The sequence below is a fragment of the Methylotenera mobilis JLW8 genome (genome assembly GCF_000023705.1).
Taxonomy (GTDB): Bacteria; Pseudomonadota; Gammaproteobacteria; order Burkholderiales; family Methylophilaceae; genus Methylotenera; species Methylotenera mobilis.
On the sequence record NC_012968.1, the window covers coordinates 1,272,991 to 1,291,362 of the forward strand.

Below are 18,372 nucleotides of genomic sequence, written 5' to 3' on the forward strand. Positions count from 1 at the left end.
TCAGTTTCGACCATCTCAATATGACCCCAAAGCAATATTGCCAAGAAAAAGCTGCAAAAAGCGGCTCCAGTTTTTATTATAGCTTTATGTTTCTACCTAAACAGAAACGCGAGGCGATAACTGCGCTATATGCTTTTTGCCGCGAGGTGGATGACGTTGTAGATGAGTGTACTGAGTTAAAGGTAGCGCAAGTCAAACTGGCCTGGTGGAAGGATGAGATACGCAATTTATATCAAAATAAACCGATACACCCTGTTACCAAAGCGCTAGAGCCTGTTATCAAACAATATCAGCTGAGTGAAGAGCACTTTCTTGAGATTATTGATGGCATGGAGATGGATCTAAACTTCAACCGTTATGAAGATTTTAAGCAGTTACAGCTGTATTGCTACCGGGTTGCAAGCGTTGTAGGTATCCTCTCCGCCCAAATATTTGGCTTTAAAAATAGAAAAACCCTTAAGTTCGCCCACGACCTTGGTATGGCATTTCAGCTCACAAACATTATTAGAGATGTTGGTGAAGATGCGCGCCGTAATCGTATTTATATTCCGTTGGATGAGTTGGCGAGATTTAATATCACGGAAGAAGATATTTTGCGCAGCCGGGAATCTGAAGCAGTAAAAAAACTGCTAGAAAATCAGATTGAACGCGCTGAAACGTATTACGACAAAGCGCTACATGAATTACCTGCCGAGGATAAGAAGAGCCAGCGCGTAGGATTGATCATGACCGCTATTTACCGCACATTGCTGCGTGAAATAAAGGCAGATGGCGCAGAAAAGGTACTGAATGCACGTATCTCACTAGGCACCCTGCGCAAGTTGTGGATTTCCTTCAGTACCTGGGTTAAACATTTAGCGTAAACACTTTATAACGATTACTGAGAGTACGTTTGAATACACATCAGCATATTGCAATCATTGGCGGCGGCTGTGCTGGCTTAAGCGCGGCGGCGACTTTAACCGAACGTGGTTATGCTGTCACACTGTTTGAGGCCAGCTCGCAGCTAGGCGGGCGCGCACGTAGTGTGGTAGTGGAGAACAAAGACTTATTGCAACTGCTGGACAATGGTCAACATATACTGTTGGGCGCTTACAATGCTACGCTATCTCTGCTGGAAAAAGCTGGCGTAAAAGAAGAAGAGGCATTTCTGCGGCTGCCATTACAGTTGAATATGCAGTCGGCTTTGACCAAAGCCACCCTTTCACTCAAATCTGCACATTATTTGCCGGCACCACTTAATTTACTGGTTGGTTTCTTGTTTAGCAAAGGTCTGACTTTCGGTGAGCGCATTGCCGCATTAAAGTTTATGCGCTATCTGCAAGCATCTGGCTATGAGATTCACAATGACTTATCACTCGCTAGCTTTTTAAAACAGCACAAACAGAGCAGAAAGTTAATCCAAATGCTTTGGGAGCCTTTGTGTTTAGCTGCATTAAATACACCGCTCAAAAAAGCGAGTAGCCGTATATTCTTAAACGTATTGCGCGATACATTTAGTGGGCATAAAAAGAACAGTGATTTTTTGATTCCCAAACTAGAACTATCAAAAATCATCTCGCAGCCGCTAGCGCACTATATACAAGCAAAAGGCGGCACCATTAAGTTAAACCATAGAATACGCTCACTGGTAGAGGCTGATCACGGTTTTCACTTAGAAACTAAACACGGCATGCTGCATTTTAGCCATGTGATTGTTGCCACCTCGCCCGCTAGAACAGATAAGTTGCTGGCGCAACTACCGAAACTCAAGGCGAGTCAGGATAAGACGCATCATTATCAATACCAGCCTATTTATACGGTGTACTTACAATACCCGGTCGAAACTAAACTGCCGCAAGTGATGACCGGATTGACCAATAGCACTAGTCAATGGGTGTTTGACCGGGGTGAGCTATGCGGAGAAAAAGGATTGCTGGCGGTGATTGTTAGCGCTGAGGGCGCGCATCAAAAGCTGACACAAGATGCGCTGGCATTAAGCGTGGCAAATGAGCTAAAACAGGTGTTCCCCCACTTGCCTAAGCCGCTATGGCATAAAGTAATCGCAGAAAAGCGCGCAACCTTTGCATGCTTACCGGACTTGGCTAGACCTACCAATAGAACAGCACAGAATAATCTTTACCTGGCGGGCGACTACACTTACGCCAGCTATCCAGCTACGATTGAAGGTGCAGTAAGAAGCGGCATATATTGCGCCAATTTGATTGCTAACGCATCTTAAGCTTTTAAGCAGATTTTAAGCGCTGAGCGTTGTTGAAGCACCTAGCGTTGTTACATAAAGTGACGAGTTGTTAAGCAAAGAGTTCTTAGCCTAATAATTTTTAACATAGTTAAGCGCTTGTTCCAAACGCTCTACTGCAATCACCTCAATACCATCGATACGTTGCTTAGGTGCATTCGCTTTAGGTACGATTGCTTTAGTAAAGCCAAGCTTGGCAGCTTCTTTCAGGCGCTCTTGACCGCGTTGCACCGGCCTCACCTCTCCCGCCAAACCAACCTCACCAAACACTATAAGTTTATTGTCTAATGGTTTGTTTTTTAATGAAGAAGTGATGGAAAGTAGCACAGCCAAATCTACGGCTGGTTCTGAGATTTTAACGCCGCCCACTGCATTGATAAACACGTCTTGATCAAAACACGCGACACCGGCATGACGGTGCAATACCGCTAACAGCATGGCCAAACGGTTTTGCTCCAAGCCCACACACAAGCGTTTAGGGTTAGGCGCGTGTGCTTCATCCACCAGTGCTTGTATTTCAATTAGTAATGGGCGCGTACCTTCCATGGTCACGGTAATGCAAGAGCCCGCAACCTGCTCGCTGTGGTGAGATAAAAACAAGGCAGAAGGATTAGTAACTTCGCGCAAACCTTTTTCGGTCATCGCAAATACACCCAGTTCATTCACCGCACCAAACCTGTTTTTAAATGCGCGAATCAGGCGGAAACTGGAGCTTTGGTCACCTTCGAAATACAGCACGGTGTCTACAATATGCTCCAGCACACGTGGGCCTGCTAACGAGCCCTCTTTGGTAACGTGGCCAACCAGAATCACCGTAATGCCAGCTTGCTTGGCTAAGCGTGTCAATTGTGCGGAGCATTCTCGCACCTGCGCCACAGAGCCAGGGGCTGATTGCAATGCCTCTGAATATACAGTTTGAATGGAGTCAATTACCGCTATATCAGGCTTATACTTTTGCAGTGTGCTGATAATTTTTTCTAGGTTAATTTCTGCCAACAGTGATATTGGACTAGCGTCCAAACCAAGCCGCTTGGCGCGCATGGCAATCTGCTGTGGAGACTCTTCACCACTGACATAAATAGCCTTACGTGCACTGCCTATATGACACAGGGTTTGCAACAACAGAGTAGATTTACCGATACCCGGGTCGCCACCAATTAATACCACACCGCCGGGGACTAGACCACCGCCCAATACGCGATCAAACTCACTGACGCCTGTAGGCTGGCGCGGTACTTCCGCTGCTTCGACCTCTGCCAACTTTTGCAAGCCTGCAGTTTCAGCCAATGGTGCAAAGCGGCTGGTGCTGGCCGTTTCTGCAATGGTTTCAACTAGTGTATTCCATGCATGGCAACTAGGGCACTGGCCTTGCCACTTGGGCTCATTAGCACCGCACTCTGTGCAGGTGTAAACGGTTTTGGCCTTAGCCATTAGTCAACAACTTTCATTGGTACGCGTGGCGCAACAGCACATAACAGCTCATAGCCTACGGTATCAGAAGCTGCAGCAACCGCATCTACCGGTACCTGTTTACCCCAAAGCTCGACTGGGGAACCGATATTGGCATTTGGAATATCAGTTAAATCACAAAACAGCATATCCATAGAAACACGGCCTAATGTGTTAGTTAATTGGCCAGCCACGGCAATTGGCGCACCGCTACTCTGACCACTCACTAAGCCTGCATGTCTTGGGTAACCATCAGCATAGCCGCAAGCCACAATACCTATCCGTGTAGACCTAGTTGCGGTAAAGCGATTACCATAACCTACAGTCTCTCCGGCCTTAACTTCTTGCACCCCGATAATTTCTGATGTGAACTGCATGGCTGGCATTAATCCATAAGTAGCCGCGGCAGTGTCGCCGACCGGACTAGCGCCATACAGCATAATGCCAGGGCGCACCCAATCCGCATGCGCTTTAGGGTGACGTAAGATCGTGGCGGAGTTAGCTAGGGATACGGGCAAATTTAGCCCTTGAGTGGTAGTTTTGAATAGATTATATGGCTGTTCAATGCCAGTTTCATCATCGGCTGTCGCAAAATGTGTCATCAACGTAATGTCGGCAACATTCTCGCACGCTAGCAAACGCTCATAAGCGCGGTTAAACGCCTCTGGCTGGAAGCCTAAGCGATTCATGCCGCTGTTCATTTTAAGATGAACATGCATAGGTTTGTTTAATACTGCTGACTCCAGCATTTCTAGCTGCGGCTGTGAATGAATCACAACATTAAGGCCTAGATTAGAGGCAACATTGAGCTCTTGCGCGCAAAACACACCTTCTAACAATAAAATGGTTTGCTGAAAGCCTGCATCGCGTAAATCCATGGCTTCATTGATGCCCAGCACGGCAAAACCATCTGCGGCACTCAAGCCATGCGCAACATTGATTAAGCCGTGACCATAACCGTTGGCTTTAACCACTGCCATGATTTTTGAGTGCGGTGCAAATTTATGCACAACGGACAAATTGTGCCGTAATGCATTAAGAGAAACTGTGGTAAGGATGGGACGCATGCAACAGCTCTAGTATTCGTCTGCCATGTGGGCGCTGCCGGCAAAGTTCTCAAAGCGCGTATGTTGACCAAGGAAGGTCAAGCGAACCCGGCCAATTGGACCGTTACGCTGTTTACCAATAATAATTTCTGCCGTGCCTTTATCTGCGGAATCTGCGTTGTAGACTTCATCACGATAAATAAACAAGATTACGTCCGCATCCTGCTCAATCGCGCCAGATTCACGCAAGTCACTCATTACCGGACGCTTGTCTGGGCGCTGCTCTAAGCCACGGTTAAGCTGTGACAGTGCAATCACCGGCACATCTAACTCTTTAGCCAAAGCTTTTAACGAGCGAGAAATTTCAGAAATTTCGGTTGCACGGTTTTCACCCTGCTTACCGGCTGGCGCAGCCATCAACTGTAAGTAGTCGATTACGATTAAGCCCAGCTTACCGGTTTGGCGGTGTAACCTCCGCGCCCTTGCGCGCACATCAAAGCTGCTTAAGCCTGCACCCTCATCAATAAAGATAGGTGCTTCGTTTAGTTTACCCAATGCGGTGGTGAGCTTTTCCCAGTCTTCATCTTCCAACTTACCGGTACGCATGCGGTGCTGATCCAAACGCCCTACTGAGCCTATCATACGCATTGCGAGCTGTGCGCCGCCCATCTCCATAGAGAACACGGCGACTGGCAGGCCTGTATCCAAGGCTACATTCTCAGCGATATTGAGTGAGAAAGCGGTTTTACCCATAGAAGGACGCCCGGCTACAATAATCAGGTCGCCGCCTTGTAGGCCTGAAGTCATAGAATCCAAATCCGCAAAACCGGTTGGAATACCCGTCACATCCGATTGATTATCACGTGAGAATAACTGGTCAATACGATCAGCTACTTGCGGTAGTAACACTTTAATATCAATAAAACCTTCACTGCTGCGCTTGCCGCCCTCAGCAATCTGAAAAATTTTAGCTTCAGCTTCATCCAGCAACTGCTGCGCATCACGGCCGTTGGGCATGTAGGCGCTCTCTGCAATACCAGAGCCTACGACTACCAATTGGCGCATCACGGCGCGTTCATGCACGATTTCTGCATAACGACGGATGTTGGCTGCGGTTGGCGTGTTTTGTGCCAGCAATCCTAGGTAAGCAATGCCACCCACACCGGAAAGCTCTGCAGCATTTTCCAAAGATTCCGCCACAGTTACGATGTCGGCAGGTTTGTTGTGTTCGATCAGTCTGGAAATGTGCTCAAAAATAACTTTGTGGTCAAAGCGATAAAAATCTTTAGCGCTAAGAATATCCGCAACTTTATCGAGTGCTTCATTTTCAAGCAGCAAGCCGCCAATAACGGATTGCTCTGCTTCTACAGAATGTGGGGGTACTTTAAATGCATCTAATTGTTCGTCAGCCATAGGCGTGATTATATCAGCGCACGATTAACTCGCTAATAATTTATAACATCTAAAATCAACTATTCGGCGCCGTAAAGGCAATGATGCTCAAGCTTTACGTTGCGCAGCTTAAGATAGTAAGCGTGATAAGTGCTAATGGACTAAAAGAAAAGTGGATGGTAGAAAACAAAAAAGCCGACCATCAGGCCGGCTTTCTTTTAAAGCAGCAAAAGCTTACGCTTCAGCAACTACTGTCACAGTGATGTCAACAACAACATCATGATGCAATGCTACTGACACTGCGTGGTCACCGATTGTTTTCAATGGGCCGTTTGGTAAACGTACCAATGATTTAGCAACTTCATGACCTTGTGCAACTAAAGCTTCAGCGATGTCACCGTTGGTTACAGAACCAAACAGACGGCCATCAACACCAGCTTTTTGTGTGATTGACACAACGAAACCAGTTAATTTTTCGCCACGTGCTTGCGCACCAGCTAAAATTGCAGCTTGTTGTTTTTCTAATTCAGCGCGACGTGCTGCAAATTCAGCTTTGTTAGCTTCTGTTGCACGTTTAGCTTTACCTTGTGGGATTAAAAAGTTACGACCGAAACCGTCTTTAACTTTAACAACATCACCTAACACGCCAAGGTTAGCTACTTTTTCTAATAAAATTACTTGCATGCTTATCTCTCCTTAGCCTGGGTGTTTGTCAGTGTATGGTAACAATGCCAAGAAACGAGCGCGTTTAACTGCTGATGTTAATTGACGTTGATAACGAGCTTTAGTACCCGTCATACGTGCTGGGATGATTTTTGCATTTTCTGAGATGAAATCTTTTAAAAGATCAACATCTTTGTAATCTACTTCTTTGATGCCTTCTGCTGAAAAACGGCAGTAACGGCGGCGTTTGTACATATCTCTTGCCATCTTAAACTCCTAAATTCTTTAATTTATGTAAGCGCTGCTTACATACTCTTCATGTCATTAATATGCATAACCAACTGTGTGCTTTTAAGACTGCGCTTAGCTAGAAATCCTTGCGCCACTACTTGTGCGCCTAACTTCAAGCCTGTTAATGCTAAGTTACCTAAAACTACTGCATTAACTTCACACTCTACTTTGCGCTTCATGCCAGCTTCTACTTGCTCTGAAACATGTCGCAATACAACACTTAACAACGGTATGCCTGCTGGTGTGTAGCGAAGCGGTTCAATTTGCACCACTTCAGCTTGGATCACCAATTTATTCAATTAAGCAGCAGCTGCCTCTGTTGGTGCAGCTGGAGCCGCATCTTTACTCAACACTGACTTAGATTTCTCTTCTTTCATCATTGGTGATGGTGCAGTAACAGCAGTTTTTGTAGCCATAGTTAGATGACGCAATACTGCATCGTTGAATTTAAAGCCATGCTCTAATTCTTCTAACACTGTTTGGTTACATTCAATGTTCATTAACACGTAGTGTGCTTTGTGAATTTTTTGGATTGGATAAGCCAATTGACGACGGCCCCAGTCTTCCAAACGGTGAATTGCACCGCCGTTGCTGGTGATAAGTGCGCGGTAACGCTCAATCATCGCTGGCACTTGCTCGCTTTGGTCCGGATGGACGATAAATACTACTTCATAATGTCTCATAGACACTCCTTTTGGATAAAAGCCACCTGCTTTACGCAGTGTGACAAGGTAAAAAAACAAAAACTACTCGATATCACTACCGAGCAAGCGCAGGATTATAGACAAAAGCGTAGGACTAATCAAATTATATTTAATAAAATCAATTGTTTTGTGCTATTCAACTGCATGCGTTAACATTTTTGAGTGCGAATCACGTGCGGCTGCGCTAAACAAGGTCTGGCATTTCTGCCCCGTAGAATTTAACCCGGAGTTTTTTCAGTTGATCTCTAAAGTCCGCAGCCTTCTCAAACTCAAGATTTTTAGCCGCATCATGCATAGCCTTTTCCAGGCGCTTCATTTCTTTGGTAATTTGCTTCTCACTTAGCGCTTCGTAGCTAGCCTGATCTTGCATAGCTTTACGCTCACGCACTGCCTCATCTTTATCATAAACCCCATCAATAATATCCTTGATGCGTTTACTTACGCCTCTAGGTGTGATGCCATGCGCCTCATTAAACGCTTTTTGCACACCACGCCTACGCTCAGTTTCATCCATCGCCAACTGCATGCTACGAGTGATTCTGTTGGCATAAAAGATTACCTGACCATTTAAATTACGTGCCGCACGCCCTGCCGTTTGAATCAAGCTGCGTTCTGAGCGCAAAAAGCCTTCTTTATCTGCATCCAGCACTGCTACCAAAGACACCTCAGGAATATCCAAGCCTTCACGTAGCAGGTTAATACCTACCAGCACGTCAAATTCGCCTAGGCGTAAATCTCGAATGATTTCTACGCGCTCTACGGTATCAATATCGCTGTGCAAATAGCGCGTTTTCACGCCATGCTCGCTTAAATAATCGGTAAGGTCTTCCGACATGCGCTTAGTTAATGTGGTCGCCAATACGCGCTCACCAAGCTCAACACGTTTTTTGATTTCACTAAGCAGATCGTCAACTTGGGTATCAGCTGGCTTCACAATAATTTCAGGGTCCATCAACCCTGTTGGCCGTGCAATCATTTCCACAACTTGTTGCTGGTGCTCCTTTTCATAATCTGCCGGCGTGGCAGAAACAAACACGCACTGGCGCATTACGCGTTCAAACTCTTCAAATTTGAGCGGTCGATTATCCATGGCGGATGGCAACCTGAAGCCGTAATCCACCAAATTCTCTTTTCGTGCACGGTCACCTTTATACATGGCGCCTATTTGAGGCACGGTGACATGGCTCTCATCAATAATAAGTAAGGCGCTGTCTGGCAAATAATCCATCAGAGTGGGTGGCGGGTCGCCCGGTTTTGCACCTGTTAAGTGACGGCTGTAATTCTCAATACCTTTACAAAAACCGATCTCATTCAACATTTCCAAGTCAAAGCGTGTACGCTGCTCAACGCGCTGCGCTTCAACCAATTTGTTTTCCTTAATATAGAAGTTAACGCGATCGCGTAGCTCTTCCTTGATGGTTTCCATGGCACGAATCGTAGCTTCGCGAGCCGTTACATAATGGCTGGACGGAAATATCCTGAAATTATGGATTTTGTTAAATATCTGCCCAGTCAGCGGATCAAATAACTGTATGCCGTCAATCTCGTCATCAAACAGACTAATGCGCACGGCGGTTTCGCTGTTTTCTGATGGGAATACATCAATCACGTCGCCACGCACACGGAATGCGCCACGGTCAAAATCAAAGTCATTGCGGTCATACTGCATGCGGATAAGGTGATCCACAATATCGCGCTGACCTATCTTTTGGCCTAAATGAATATGCAGCACCATGCCATGATACTCACTTGGGTCACCGATACCGTAAATGGCAGAAACCGTTGCCACAACGACGCAATCCTCTCGTTCCAGCATCGCCTTGGTTGCAGATAAGCGCATCTGTTCGATGTGATCATTAATACTGGAGTCTTTTTCAATGAACAAGTCTCGCGACGGTACATAGGCTTCAGGCTGGTAGTAATCGTAATAACTCACGAAGTACTCAACCGAGTTGTTGGGGAAAAACTCCCGAAACTCACTATATAACTGTGCAGCCAACGTTTTATTCGGTGCCATCACAATGGCAGGTTTGCCAGTACGCGCAATCACGTTCGCCATGGTGAACGTTTTGCCTGAGCCGGTCACTCCAAGCAAAGTTTGGAATTTCAGCCCATCATTCACGCCTTGCGTCAGCTTTTCGATAGCCTGCGGTTGATCACCAGCGGGCGGGAATGGTTGATGCAATTGATATTTACTATTAGGGAAGGTAACGAACACGTTATGCTTTATGTGGATATAAACGCTTAAATTTTAACAGAAAATCCAAGCACATCAGCCAACAATGTGGGTGCTATTATCTTAAATATAAATTAATGCGAACTTTGCCGAGGATACATAGTCATTTAACAAAATAAAGTCACTTAGCGAAATAACAATACGGCCCTCTAACCAGCGAAACTCTAGCCAGCTAAGTGCAGGAATTCAAATAACGATCAACCATTAAGCTGCCAACCCTTGTCCACTTTAATTTGGGCTTACCTAACAATAAGCAGCCATTAACTCTTGGAGTCACTTATGCGTGGATTTATTCTGCTTGCAGCACTAATGAGCTTTACACAAACGTCCTTAGCCTTGGACCAAGCCAAGGTGCTTAAATCTCTTCAGTCAGTCGTGATGATACGTGGTTACAACAGCAGTGGCGGACTAGCATATGGCTCCGGTGTTGTGGTTGAGCAAAACAAGGTTATTACCAACTGTCATATTTTTCGCAGCACGAGCGCACCGTGGGTAACGCGTGGTGAAGATGCCTATGAAATTGAATCAGTACAGGCGGATCGTAGGCACGATTTATGTTTAGTGACCGCCAACATCCCTTTTTCACCTGCGCCTATCGGCAATAGCGACTACATTAAAAGAGAACAAGAAATACTATCTATTGGCCACTCTAACGGTACCCCCAGCCCCATCACCTCTTCCGGCGTTATTAAAACCACTTATAACTTTGATGGCGGCAAAGTGATTCGCAGTAGCGCAAAGTTTTTAATGGGCGCCAGCGGTAGCGGCTTGTTTGATACCGAGGGCAATCTGCTGGGTATCAATACGTTTAAAACACCCGGCCGCCCTGCTTATTTTTACTCCCTGCCCATAGAGTGGCTGGCGGATTTGAAAAAACTGCCTACAGAAACTAAGTTTCCTATCACTGGTAAGGCATTTTGGGAAGACGAGGACGACGATAAGCCGTTCTTCATGCAAATGGCGATTCCGGAAATTAACCAGGACTGGCCAAAACTGGAGCAGATTGCCACCAAATGGACAGAAGTTCACCCCAAAGATACCGAGGCATGGTTTGAGCTCGGATTAGCGCAGGAGCATTTGAATAAAATTGACGATGCAAAACAATCTTATTTGAAATCTGTAGCGATAGACGCTAACAACACCAGTGCGCTATTTAGGCTAGGGGTGATTGCCCAAACTCAAGGCGATAAAAACAGCATGTCAACCATCAACTCGACCATTGCTAAAATTGATGAAAATCTAGCCAAAGAATTTAGTGAAATGTTAGGTTGCAATATCCACTGCTAGCCTAGCATAACTCAATCGCTAGCCAATCAATTCAAGACGGCATACATTTGCATGCCGTCTTCTTGCACTTTTTAGACTCTGTGCTATTCCTAATCCACATATTTGTGCGTAAAATGGCGGCAATTCAACCGGTTACATACAAATTTGTCTTAAGGAACAGACCTTGTCACACTCCGTATTATCTCAACGCGTTTTATCTATCAAAGAGTCTCCTACATTAGCGATTACCGCTAAGGCAGGTAAATACAAAGCTGAGGGTCGAGACATTATCGGCCTTGCGGCTGGAGAACCTGATTTTGATACGCCTCAACACATTAAAGATGCGGCAAAAGCGGCAATTGATGCTGGCTTTACAAAATACACCCCAGTTGCAGGTATTCCTGGGTTAAAAAAAGCGATTGTTGCAAAATTTAAAAACGAAAATGGTTTTGATTACGCACTAAATGAAGTGATTGTAGGCGTAGGTGGCAAGCAAACTATTTTCAACCTGTGCCTAGCCGTCCTGAACAAGGGCGACGAAGTAATCGTTCCTGCACCGTACTGGGTATCTTATGCAGATATCGCATTAGTTGCAGAAGCAACACCGGTGATTCTTGAGTGCGGTATTGAACAAGGCTTTAAACTAACTGCCGCACAATTAGATGCTGCGATTACCCCTAAAACCAAGCTGTTTATGATTAACTCGCCGTCCAATCCGACGGGTGCAGTTTACACACTGGCTGAGTTGCAAGCTTTGGGCGAAGTATTGCTTAAGCACCCACACGTGCTAATCGCAACCGATGATATGTATGAGCACGTTAATCTCACAGGCGACAAGTTCTACAATATCCTGAACGCTACACCAGCGCTTAAAGACCGCTGCATCGTGCTAAATGGCGTATCAAAAGCTTACTCAATGACTGGCTGGCGTATTGGTTATGCGGCAGGCCCGGCATACATTATTAAAGCGATGGAAATTTTACAGTCGCAATCAACCAGCAACCCGACTTCCATCTCCCAGGTAGCCGCACAAGCCGCGCTTGAAGGCTCGCAAGAATGCATCGTGCCGATGGTGACTGCATTTAAAGAACGCCACACTTATGTGGTCAATCGCTTCAACAGCATGCCTGGCTTGAGTTGCCTGATGGCAGGCGGTGCATTTTATGCGTTCCCAGATGCGCGTGGCGCAATTGATAATCTATTTCAAGCTGGCAAAATTAAAGCTGCAACCGATATGGCTCTGGCTGAATACCTGCTTGAAGAGTTTGACGTTGCTGTTGTGCCAGGTTCAGCATTTGGTGCAGAAGGCTATTTCAGAATCTCGTTTGCAACTTCTATGGACAACCTGCGCAACGCGCTAGACCGCATTGAAAAAGCACTCCAATAAGATAGCGACGTAAATGGCAACATGAGCTCAACTCACGAGCTCTACTTAAGGGGTCCCACTAAAGTTGCCACACAAAATTAAAGGCTTATTTAAAACGGTTATTCGTTCTTAAATAGGCCTTTAAGCTTATCTAAAGCGCCCGCGGCTTTAATCCCCACGCTGGTACCGAGACCTGGGCCCAAAATAGCAGTACCGGCAACCGCGCCCGCAACTGCAGCCTTAGAAGGTAAAATCACCGGATTATCCAGCGTACCTGATATATCCAGCGGCACTGCCACCAAACTCACGCCACGCTTAATCTCCACCTCGCCACTACCATCCAGCTCTTTATTCGGTGCAATTGCCACTTGCCCACTGCCTGACAGTAAACCCGAACTAAGCTTAAGATCTTTTAGATGATACTGCTTGCCTTTAGCGTTAGCCACGCCAGAAAAGTCATCAAATGCAGTTTCGCCACCCGTGGTTTGCTTAGTGAGCAAGCTCGCCACCTTGATTAAGTCCACCCCATGCACCACTCCGTCATGCACTTGAAATGTAAAGTTAGCATTGATGTTATCCATTAACTTACCAGCATCTTTTGCCGTGGCTGAAAAATAGCCATTGCCAGATAACTGGCCACTCAAGTAAACCGCCTTGCTGATCAGCTTGCTAGGCTCTCTGACAGAAAGTCCCGCTACTTTCACTTTGCCGTTAACACGCCAATCCTTATGCCACAATAGGTCAAGATTGGCATTCACTTTACCGCCATATAAATCCATCTCAATACGCGGCACATCTAAACGCTGTCCTTTTAAGTGCATTTCCAACACCGCGTTATCAATCATCATCGGCAAGCCTACTGGCAACGTCAATTTTTTAGCCAAAACAGATATTAAATGTCCATCCTGCTCAGGTGTCACTGTGGCACTTAAAGTGCCATCCGCAGACTTAAGCGCTACAGCGCTTAATTGATGGCCATCCAACAGGCTAAACTCAACATTAAGCGCCGGTAACGATAGCTTAGGTAAATCCAATTGCAAGGCATCAATCTTGACATGCCTAACATTGACCATATTAGGTTCACTGTTATCCCCTGTCTTTTTGCTGGCCAAGGCCAGCATCATATCTACACCATCATTACTAACGACGGGCTTGTTGATGTGAATGTCAATCACTCTAGGAGCTGAAAAAATGCTGCTTAAAGATGGGGTCACAGTGAGTTGTTCAATCTTTATTGCCCCATTCTCTGCAATACTTACTCCGTTAATAACCACGCGCGGGCTGGGCAACAATAGCAAACGACCAGAAGATATGGTCACTGACACACCTAATTTGTCGCTAGCTTGCTTTTCCGCCTCATTTAAGTAAGTTTTGATTGGAATAAAAAAAGGTAGAATAATCAACAGGCTAATTAGAATCAGCATTCCAATTAATATTTTTTATTTTTTTCATGAAAATAACCTAAAAAATTCGCTAGTAGCGATTGACCAAAGCCCGCTCGGTAAGTATTATAGCGCCTTCACCGATTCCTCAATAGCTCAGTCGGTAGAGCGCCGGACTGTTAATCCGTAGGTCCCTGGTTCGAGCCCAGGTTGAGGAGCCAAGTTTGCATAAGCTTATGTGTCCGAGCATAAACTTATTTCGAGTGATAAATATTCCTCAATAGCTCAGTCGGTAGAGCGCCGGACTGTTAATCCGTAGGTCCCTGGTTCGAGCCCAGGTTGAGGAGCCAAACATATAAAGCCTTGCAGAAATGCAAGGCTTTTTTACTTTCTGGCACAGGCTAGGTAAAGAAATCAGGTAGTAAAAAACTAGGTGAATTAGTTAAATATGCACACCCTCTCCTTATTGCGCGCTGGCAAGCTGGCAGGCATCAAGCGCCTTGATCTTGCCTGTGAGCTAACAGAGTTCCCTAGAGAAATCTTCCAGCTAAGCGATTCGCTGGAAATTCTTAATTTATCGAACAACGCTCTATGCAGCCTACCAGATGATTTACCTAAGCTACGCAAGTTACGCGTTATCTTTTGCTCCGAAAATAACTTCACCCAACTACCAGAAGTATTAGGCCAGTGCCAAAATTTGGAAATGATTGGGTTCAAATCCAATCAAATTAGCAAGGTTACGGCCTTAGCTTTGCCTGGCAAATTGCGCTGGCTGATTTTAACAGACAACAAAATAGCAGAGCTTCCGCAAGAACTGGGTAACTGCACCGCACTGCAAAAGCTAATGCTTGCTGGAAACAAATTACAAGATTTACCGGCATCCATGGCAGCTTGCACTAAACTGGAGCTGCTACGCATCTCAGCCAACTGCTTTACCTGCTTACCTCACTGGTTACTGACACTACCCCGCCTTGCTTGGCTGGCGTATGCTGGCAACCCTCTCAGTGATGTATATGAGGCAGCCGCCATTGGGCGTCAAAACATTCAACAGATAGATTGGCATCATCTTCATATCCAGCAGCAGCTTGGTGAAGGTGCGTCCGGTACTATTTACCATGCCACGCAACAAGAGGCAGGCACGGAATCACTGGTAGCAGTAAAGATGTTTAAAGGCACATTAACAAGTGATGGCTTACCAGGCAGTGAGCAATGTGCGAGCATCGCGGCTGGCGCACACACCGGGCTAATCCCGATTGTAGGAATGGTCACTGGGCACCCTGCAAATCAATCAGGCCTAGTCATGTCATTAATCCCAAACAGTTTCGTTAATCTGGCTGGACCACCGAGCTTAGCCTCTTGCACGCGTGACTGCTATACAGAGCGAACTAGCTTTAGTCTAAGCTCTGTACTAGATATAGCTGCGACCATCGCTAGTGTTGCACAACACCTGCACGCACAAGGCATTATGCATGGTGATTTATATGCGCATAATATTCTGTGGGACGAACATAACGGCTGCTTGCTGGGCGACTTTGGTGCTGCCTCTTTTGTTCCCGAGCACAACAGTCAACTCGCATCCAGCTTGGAGCGCATAGAAGTACGCGCATTCTCTTGCCTGCTTGAGGAGTTGCTTGAGCGTTGTCAATCGCTTGAAAATAAGCATGCTCATAAAAATCAACATACCAATGAAAATCAACATACCAATGAAAATCAACATATCATAGGTGCCTTAGGTGCACTGCAGCAACGTTGCGGATTACCTGAAGTAAGTATGCGCCCTGCATTTAGCGAGATAACTTACACGCTCAGAACGCTAGCCCAGAATATAAATAGCCAGCTAATTACTCATGATTAAAGGTTGCCCCAATGATTTTGGACACAATCACCAACGCACATCGCTACGCTAATCTGCATCCACTGTTTGCAAAGGTGTTCGCTTATATACAAAGCACCGACTTATATGGGCTAACACCAGGCAAGCATGCCATTGATGGTGATGACTTATTTGTCATCATCGAACATGTGCAAGGCCGCAGTAGAGAATCTACGCAGCTAGAGTGCCACCGCAAATATATTGATATTCAACTGGTGCTGGATGGCGTAGATGAAATGGGCTGGAAATCACTTACCGACTGCCAAAATCCCGTAGACGAATATAGTCCAGCGTATGACGTGCAGCTGTTCAATGCTATGCCAACTGCTTGGATTGCTACCCCTGCCAACTCATTTTGTATTTTCTTTCCTGAAGATGCACATACCGCATTAGTTGGCACAGGTAGCATACACAAAGCGGTGTTTAAAATTGCAGTAAATCCTGAAACTAGAATCTAAGCTCACTTACCATAATCATAAAACTTAAGAGCTTTACCGAGGTTTTTTTAGCCAACCTGACAGGATGCACAATAAAGCCTGAATAGCATCACACTGTACCTCTGGGTCTATCTTCCATGTGCATAGTGATAAATGCCACTGAGTTTGTTGCACATTCAATACGTTCGGTGCAATATACAGCGTATATATTAATTAAAGAGTAAATTTAAGCATGCTCAGGACAAACTCAATTACTTGCCAAGTGTAATAATCAATCATCACAAAACTAAACACTAATAAAATGAATAAACTTGAGGTTTAAATGGCACGTCCTGAAAAGATTCGCCTTGGTGAAGTACTGGTTCAGCAAAACCTGATTTCTGCTGACGATTTAAATAAATCACTAGAAGAGCAAAAACGTACAGGCCGCAAGCTAGGCCGTATTTTTGTAGACAGTGGCTATGTGACAGAAACACAAATTTCTGAAGCACTCGCACATCAGTTAAAAATTCCCTATATCAATATCCAGCAATTCAGTACCAAAACTGAAGTGATTAACAAACTTCCAGAGGCGCAAGCTAGACGCTTCCGTAGCGCGGTTTTGGAAGACAGAGGCGCCACTTATCTAGTTGGCATGGTTGATCCGACTGACCTATTTGCTTACGATGAAATCGTTCGTATCCTGCACAAAGATATAGAGCTAGCGGTTGTGCAAGAAAATGCACTACTACAGTTGATTGACCGCAGTTATCGCCGTACCGACGAAATTTCAAACCTTGCCATGGAGCTTGGTCAAGACCTTGGTGACACCACAATTAACTTTGCTGCACTAGGGATTACTGGGAATAGCGAAGAAGCCCCAGTTGTTAAGCTACTACAAACAATTTTCGAGGATGCCGCACAAGTGCGCGCATCAGATATTCATATTGAACCACAGGAAAACAAGCTATATATTCGATTCAGGATAGATGGTGTTATGCACCTACAAACTGAAGCAGAACTAAAAATCGCTTCAGCATTAGTGTTACGTCTTAAATTAATGTCTAGTTTAGACATTTCTGAAAAGCGCTTACCTCAAGATGGTCGCTTTGCATTAAAAATCAAACAACAGCCAGTTGATATTCGTATTTCCACCATGCCAACTCAGTACGGTGAGTCTGTGGTCATGCGTCTGTTGATCCAAAATAGTAGCAACTTTGCATTAGAAAAACTAGGGATGCCGCCGGATATGCTGGAGCGCTTCCGCAAGCTAATTCATCGCCCTAGCGGTATGGTGCTCGTAACTGGTCCAACTGGTAGCGGTAAAACTACAACACTATATGCCGCGCTAAACGAGAGAAACTCCTCTGCCAATAAAATCATTACAGTTGAGGATCCTGTCGAATATCGCCTACCCGGCATCAATCAAGTGCAAGTTAATGAGAAAATTGATTTAGACTTCTCGCGCGTATTAAGATCAGCACTGCGGCAAGATCCTGACATTATTCTTGTTGGTGAGATGCGCGACCAAGAAACAGCGCAAATTGGTCTAAGAGCGGCGATGACCGGCCATTTGGTGCTATCAACACTACATACTAATGATGCAACCAGCACACTAATTAGAATGATGGATATGGGTGTCCCTCGCTACATGGTGGCCACTTCAATCGTAGGCGTTGTTGCTCAGCGACTAGTGCGCCTGCTGTGCGAGGGATGTTCTGAACCCTACGAGCCTTTACCGTTTGAGCATGCATGGCTGCGATACGAAATCGGCAATGAAACCGAAAAACACCAATATGCACATGGCAAAGGTTGTAGCCTCTGCAATGGCACCGGCTATCAAGGGCGGCTTGGCGTGTATGAGTTGCTAGAGATGAATAACGACCTAGTTGACGCTGCTAGCCATAGCGATCCGAATCAATTCATTAAATTAGGCCGCCAAAACATGGCTGGGAAAACCTTACGTAAAAGCGCGATTGACCTAGTGTTAGCCAAACGCACGACGATTGCCGAGGCTATGCGCATCAACAATCAGTTCGAGGAATAAAG

Annotated in this window: 16 protein-coding genes and 2 tRNA genes; 9 read left to right on the forward strand and 9 right to left on the reverse strand. The window is 45.6% G+C overall.

The window, feature by feature from the left end; all coding sequences use genetic code 11:
- Window positions 1-20: 20 nt before the first annotated feature.
- The gene (gene hpnD / locus MMOL_RS05970; RefSeq protein WP_015832118.1) at window positions 21-863 is read left to right on the forward strand and encodes a presqualene diphosphate synthase HpnD; all 843 of its coding nucleotides are present in this window, start codon (window positions 21-23) and stop codon (window positions 861-863) included.
- Window positions 864-892: 29 nt separating this feature from the next.
- Window positions 893-2,221: a hydroxysqualene dehydroxylase HpnE gene (hpnE, locus tag MMOL_RS05975; protein ID WP_015832119.1), complete on the forward strand. Its 1,329-nt coding sequence runs from the start codon at window positions 893-895 to the stop codon at window positions 2,219-2,221.
- Between the two features lie 90 nt (window positions 2,222-2,311).
- Here the strand turns inward: hpnE and radA are convergent, their stop codons facing one another.
- From radA to uvrB, 8 genes are all read right to left on the reverse strand, one after another.
- On the reverse strand, window positions 2,312-3,670 hold the full coding sequence (gene radA / locus MMOL_RS05980; RefSeq protein WP_015832120.1) for a DNA repair protein RadA: 1,359 nt from the start codon (window positions 3,668-3,670) through the stop codon (window positions 2,312-2,314).
- Entirely contained in the window at window positions 3,670-4,755 is a 1,086-nt protein-coding gene (alr, locus tag MMOL_RS05985; protein ID WP_015832121.1) for an alanine racemase, read from the reverse strand. The genes radA and alr overlap by 1 nt, the downstream gene beginning before the upstream one ends.
- Window positions 4,756-4,764: 9 nt before the next feature.
- Window positions 4,765-6,147, reverse strand: a complete 1,383-nt coding sequence (gene dnaB / locus MMOL_RS05990; protein WP_015832122.1) for a replicative DNA helicase — start codon at window positions 6,145-6,147, stop codon at window positions 4,765-4,767.
- Between the two features lie 213 nt (window positions 6,148-6,360).
- Window positions 6,361-6,810, reverse strand: a complete 450-nt coding sequence (gene rplI, locus MMOL_RS05995) for a 50S ribosomal protein L9 (RefSeq protein ID WP_015832123.1) — start codon at window positions 6,808-6,810, stop codon at window positions 6,361-6,363.
- 12 nt (window positions 6,811-6,822) lie between these two features.
- The gene (gene rpsR, locus MMOL_RS06000; RefSeq protein WP_015832124.1) at window positions 6,823-7,056 is read right to left on the reverse strand and encodes a 30S ribosomal protein S18; all 234 of its coding nucleotides are present in this window, start codon (window positions 7,054-7,056) and stop codon (window positions 6,823-6,825) included.
- Window positions 7,057-7,094: 38 nt separating this feature from the next.
- Window positions 7,095-7,379 (reverse strand): primosomal replication protein N, encoded by a 285-nt coding sequence (gene priB / locus MMOL_RS06005; RefSeq protein ID WP_015832125.1) that lies wholly within the window; start codon window positions 7,377-7,379, stop codon window positions 7,095-7,097.
- Window positions 7,380-7,763 (reverse strand): 30S ribosomal protein S6, encoded by a 384-nt coding sequence (gene rpsF, locus MMOL_RS06010; RefSeq protein WP_015832126.1) that lies wholly within the window; start codon window positions 7,761-7,763, stop codon window positions 7,380-7,382.
- A 205-nt stretch (window positions 7,764-7,968) separates the two neighbouring features.
- Entirely contained in the window at window positions 7,969-10,002 is a 2,034-nt protein-coding gene (gene uvrB / locus MMOL_RS06015; protein ID WP_015832127.1) for an excinuclease ABC subunit UvrB, read from the reverse strand.
- Window positions 10,003-10,299: 297 nt separating this feature from the next.
- Here uvrB and MMOL_RS06020 point away from each other — a divergent pair, with 297 nt between their 5' ends.
- Both MMOL_RS06020 and MMOL_RS06025 read left to right on the forward strand, forming a co-directional pair.
- Window positions 10,300-11,307 (forward strand): trypsin-like peptidase domain-containing protein, encoded by a 1,008-nt coding sequence (locus MMOL_RS06020; protein WP_015832128.1) that lies wholly within the window; start codon window positions 10,300-10,302, stop codon window positions 11,305-11,307.
- A 163-nt stretch (window positions 11,308-11,470) separates the two neighbouring features.
- Window positions 11,471-12,673: a pyridoxal phosphate-dependent aminotransferase gene (locus MMOL_RS06025; protein WP_015832129.1), complete on the forward strand. Its 1,203-nt coding sequence runs from the start codon at window positions 11,471-11,473 to the stop codon at window positions 12,671-12,673.
- Window positions 12,674-12,771: 98 nt separating this feature from the next.
- Here the strand turns inward: MMOL_RS06025 and MMOL_RS06030 are convergent, their stop codons facing one another.
- Window positions 12,772-13,971: an AsmA family protein gene (locus tag MMOL_RS06030; protein WP_238524351.1), complete on the reverse strand. Its 1,200-nt coding sequence runs from the start codon at window positions 13,969-13,971 to the stop codon at window positions 12,772-12,774.
- Between the two features lie 208 nt (window positions 13,972-14,179).
- Here MMOL_RS06030 and MMOL_RS06035 point away from each other — a divergent pair.
- The 5 genes from MMOL_RS06035 to MMOL_RS06055 all read left to right on the forward strand — a co-directional run bounded on the left by MMOL_RS06035 (window position 14,180) and on the right by MMOL_RS06055 (window position 18,370).
- A tRNA-Asn gene (locus tag MMOL_RS06035) sits at window positions 14,180-14,255 on the forward strand.
- A gap of 53 nt (window positions 14,256-14,308) precedes the next feature.
- Window positions 14,309-14,384, forward strand: a tRNA-Asn gene (locus MMOL_RS06040).
- 98 nt (window positions 14,385-14,482) lie between these two features.
- Entirely contained in the window at window positions 14,483-15,889 is a 1,407-nt protein-coding gene (locus MMOL_RS06045; protein ID WP_015832131.1) for a leucine-rich repeat-containing protein kinase family protein, read from the forward strand.
- An 11-nt stretch (window positions 15,890-15,900) separates the two neighbouring features.
- Complete coding sequence (locus tag MMOL_RS06050) at window positions 15,901-16,365, forward strand: NanQ anomerase/TabA/YiaL family protein (protein ID WP_015832132.1); 465 nt, start codon at window positions 15,901-15,903, stop codon at window positions 16,363-16,365.
- Window positions 16,366-16,666: 301 nt separating this feature from the next.
- Window positions 16,667-18,370, forward strand: a complete 1,704-nt coding sequence (locus MMOL_RS06055) for a GspE/PulE family protein (RefSeq protein ID WP_015832133.1) — start codon at window positions 16,667-16,669, stop codon at window positions 18,368-18,370.
- The last annotated feature ends 2 nt before the right edge of the window (window positions 18,371-18,372 follow it).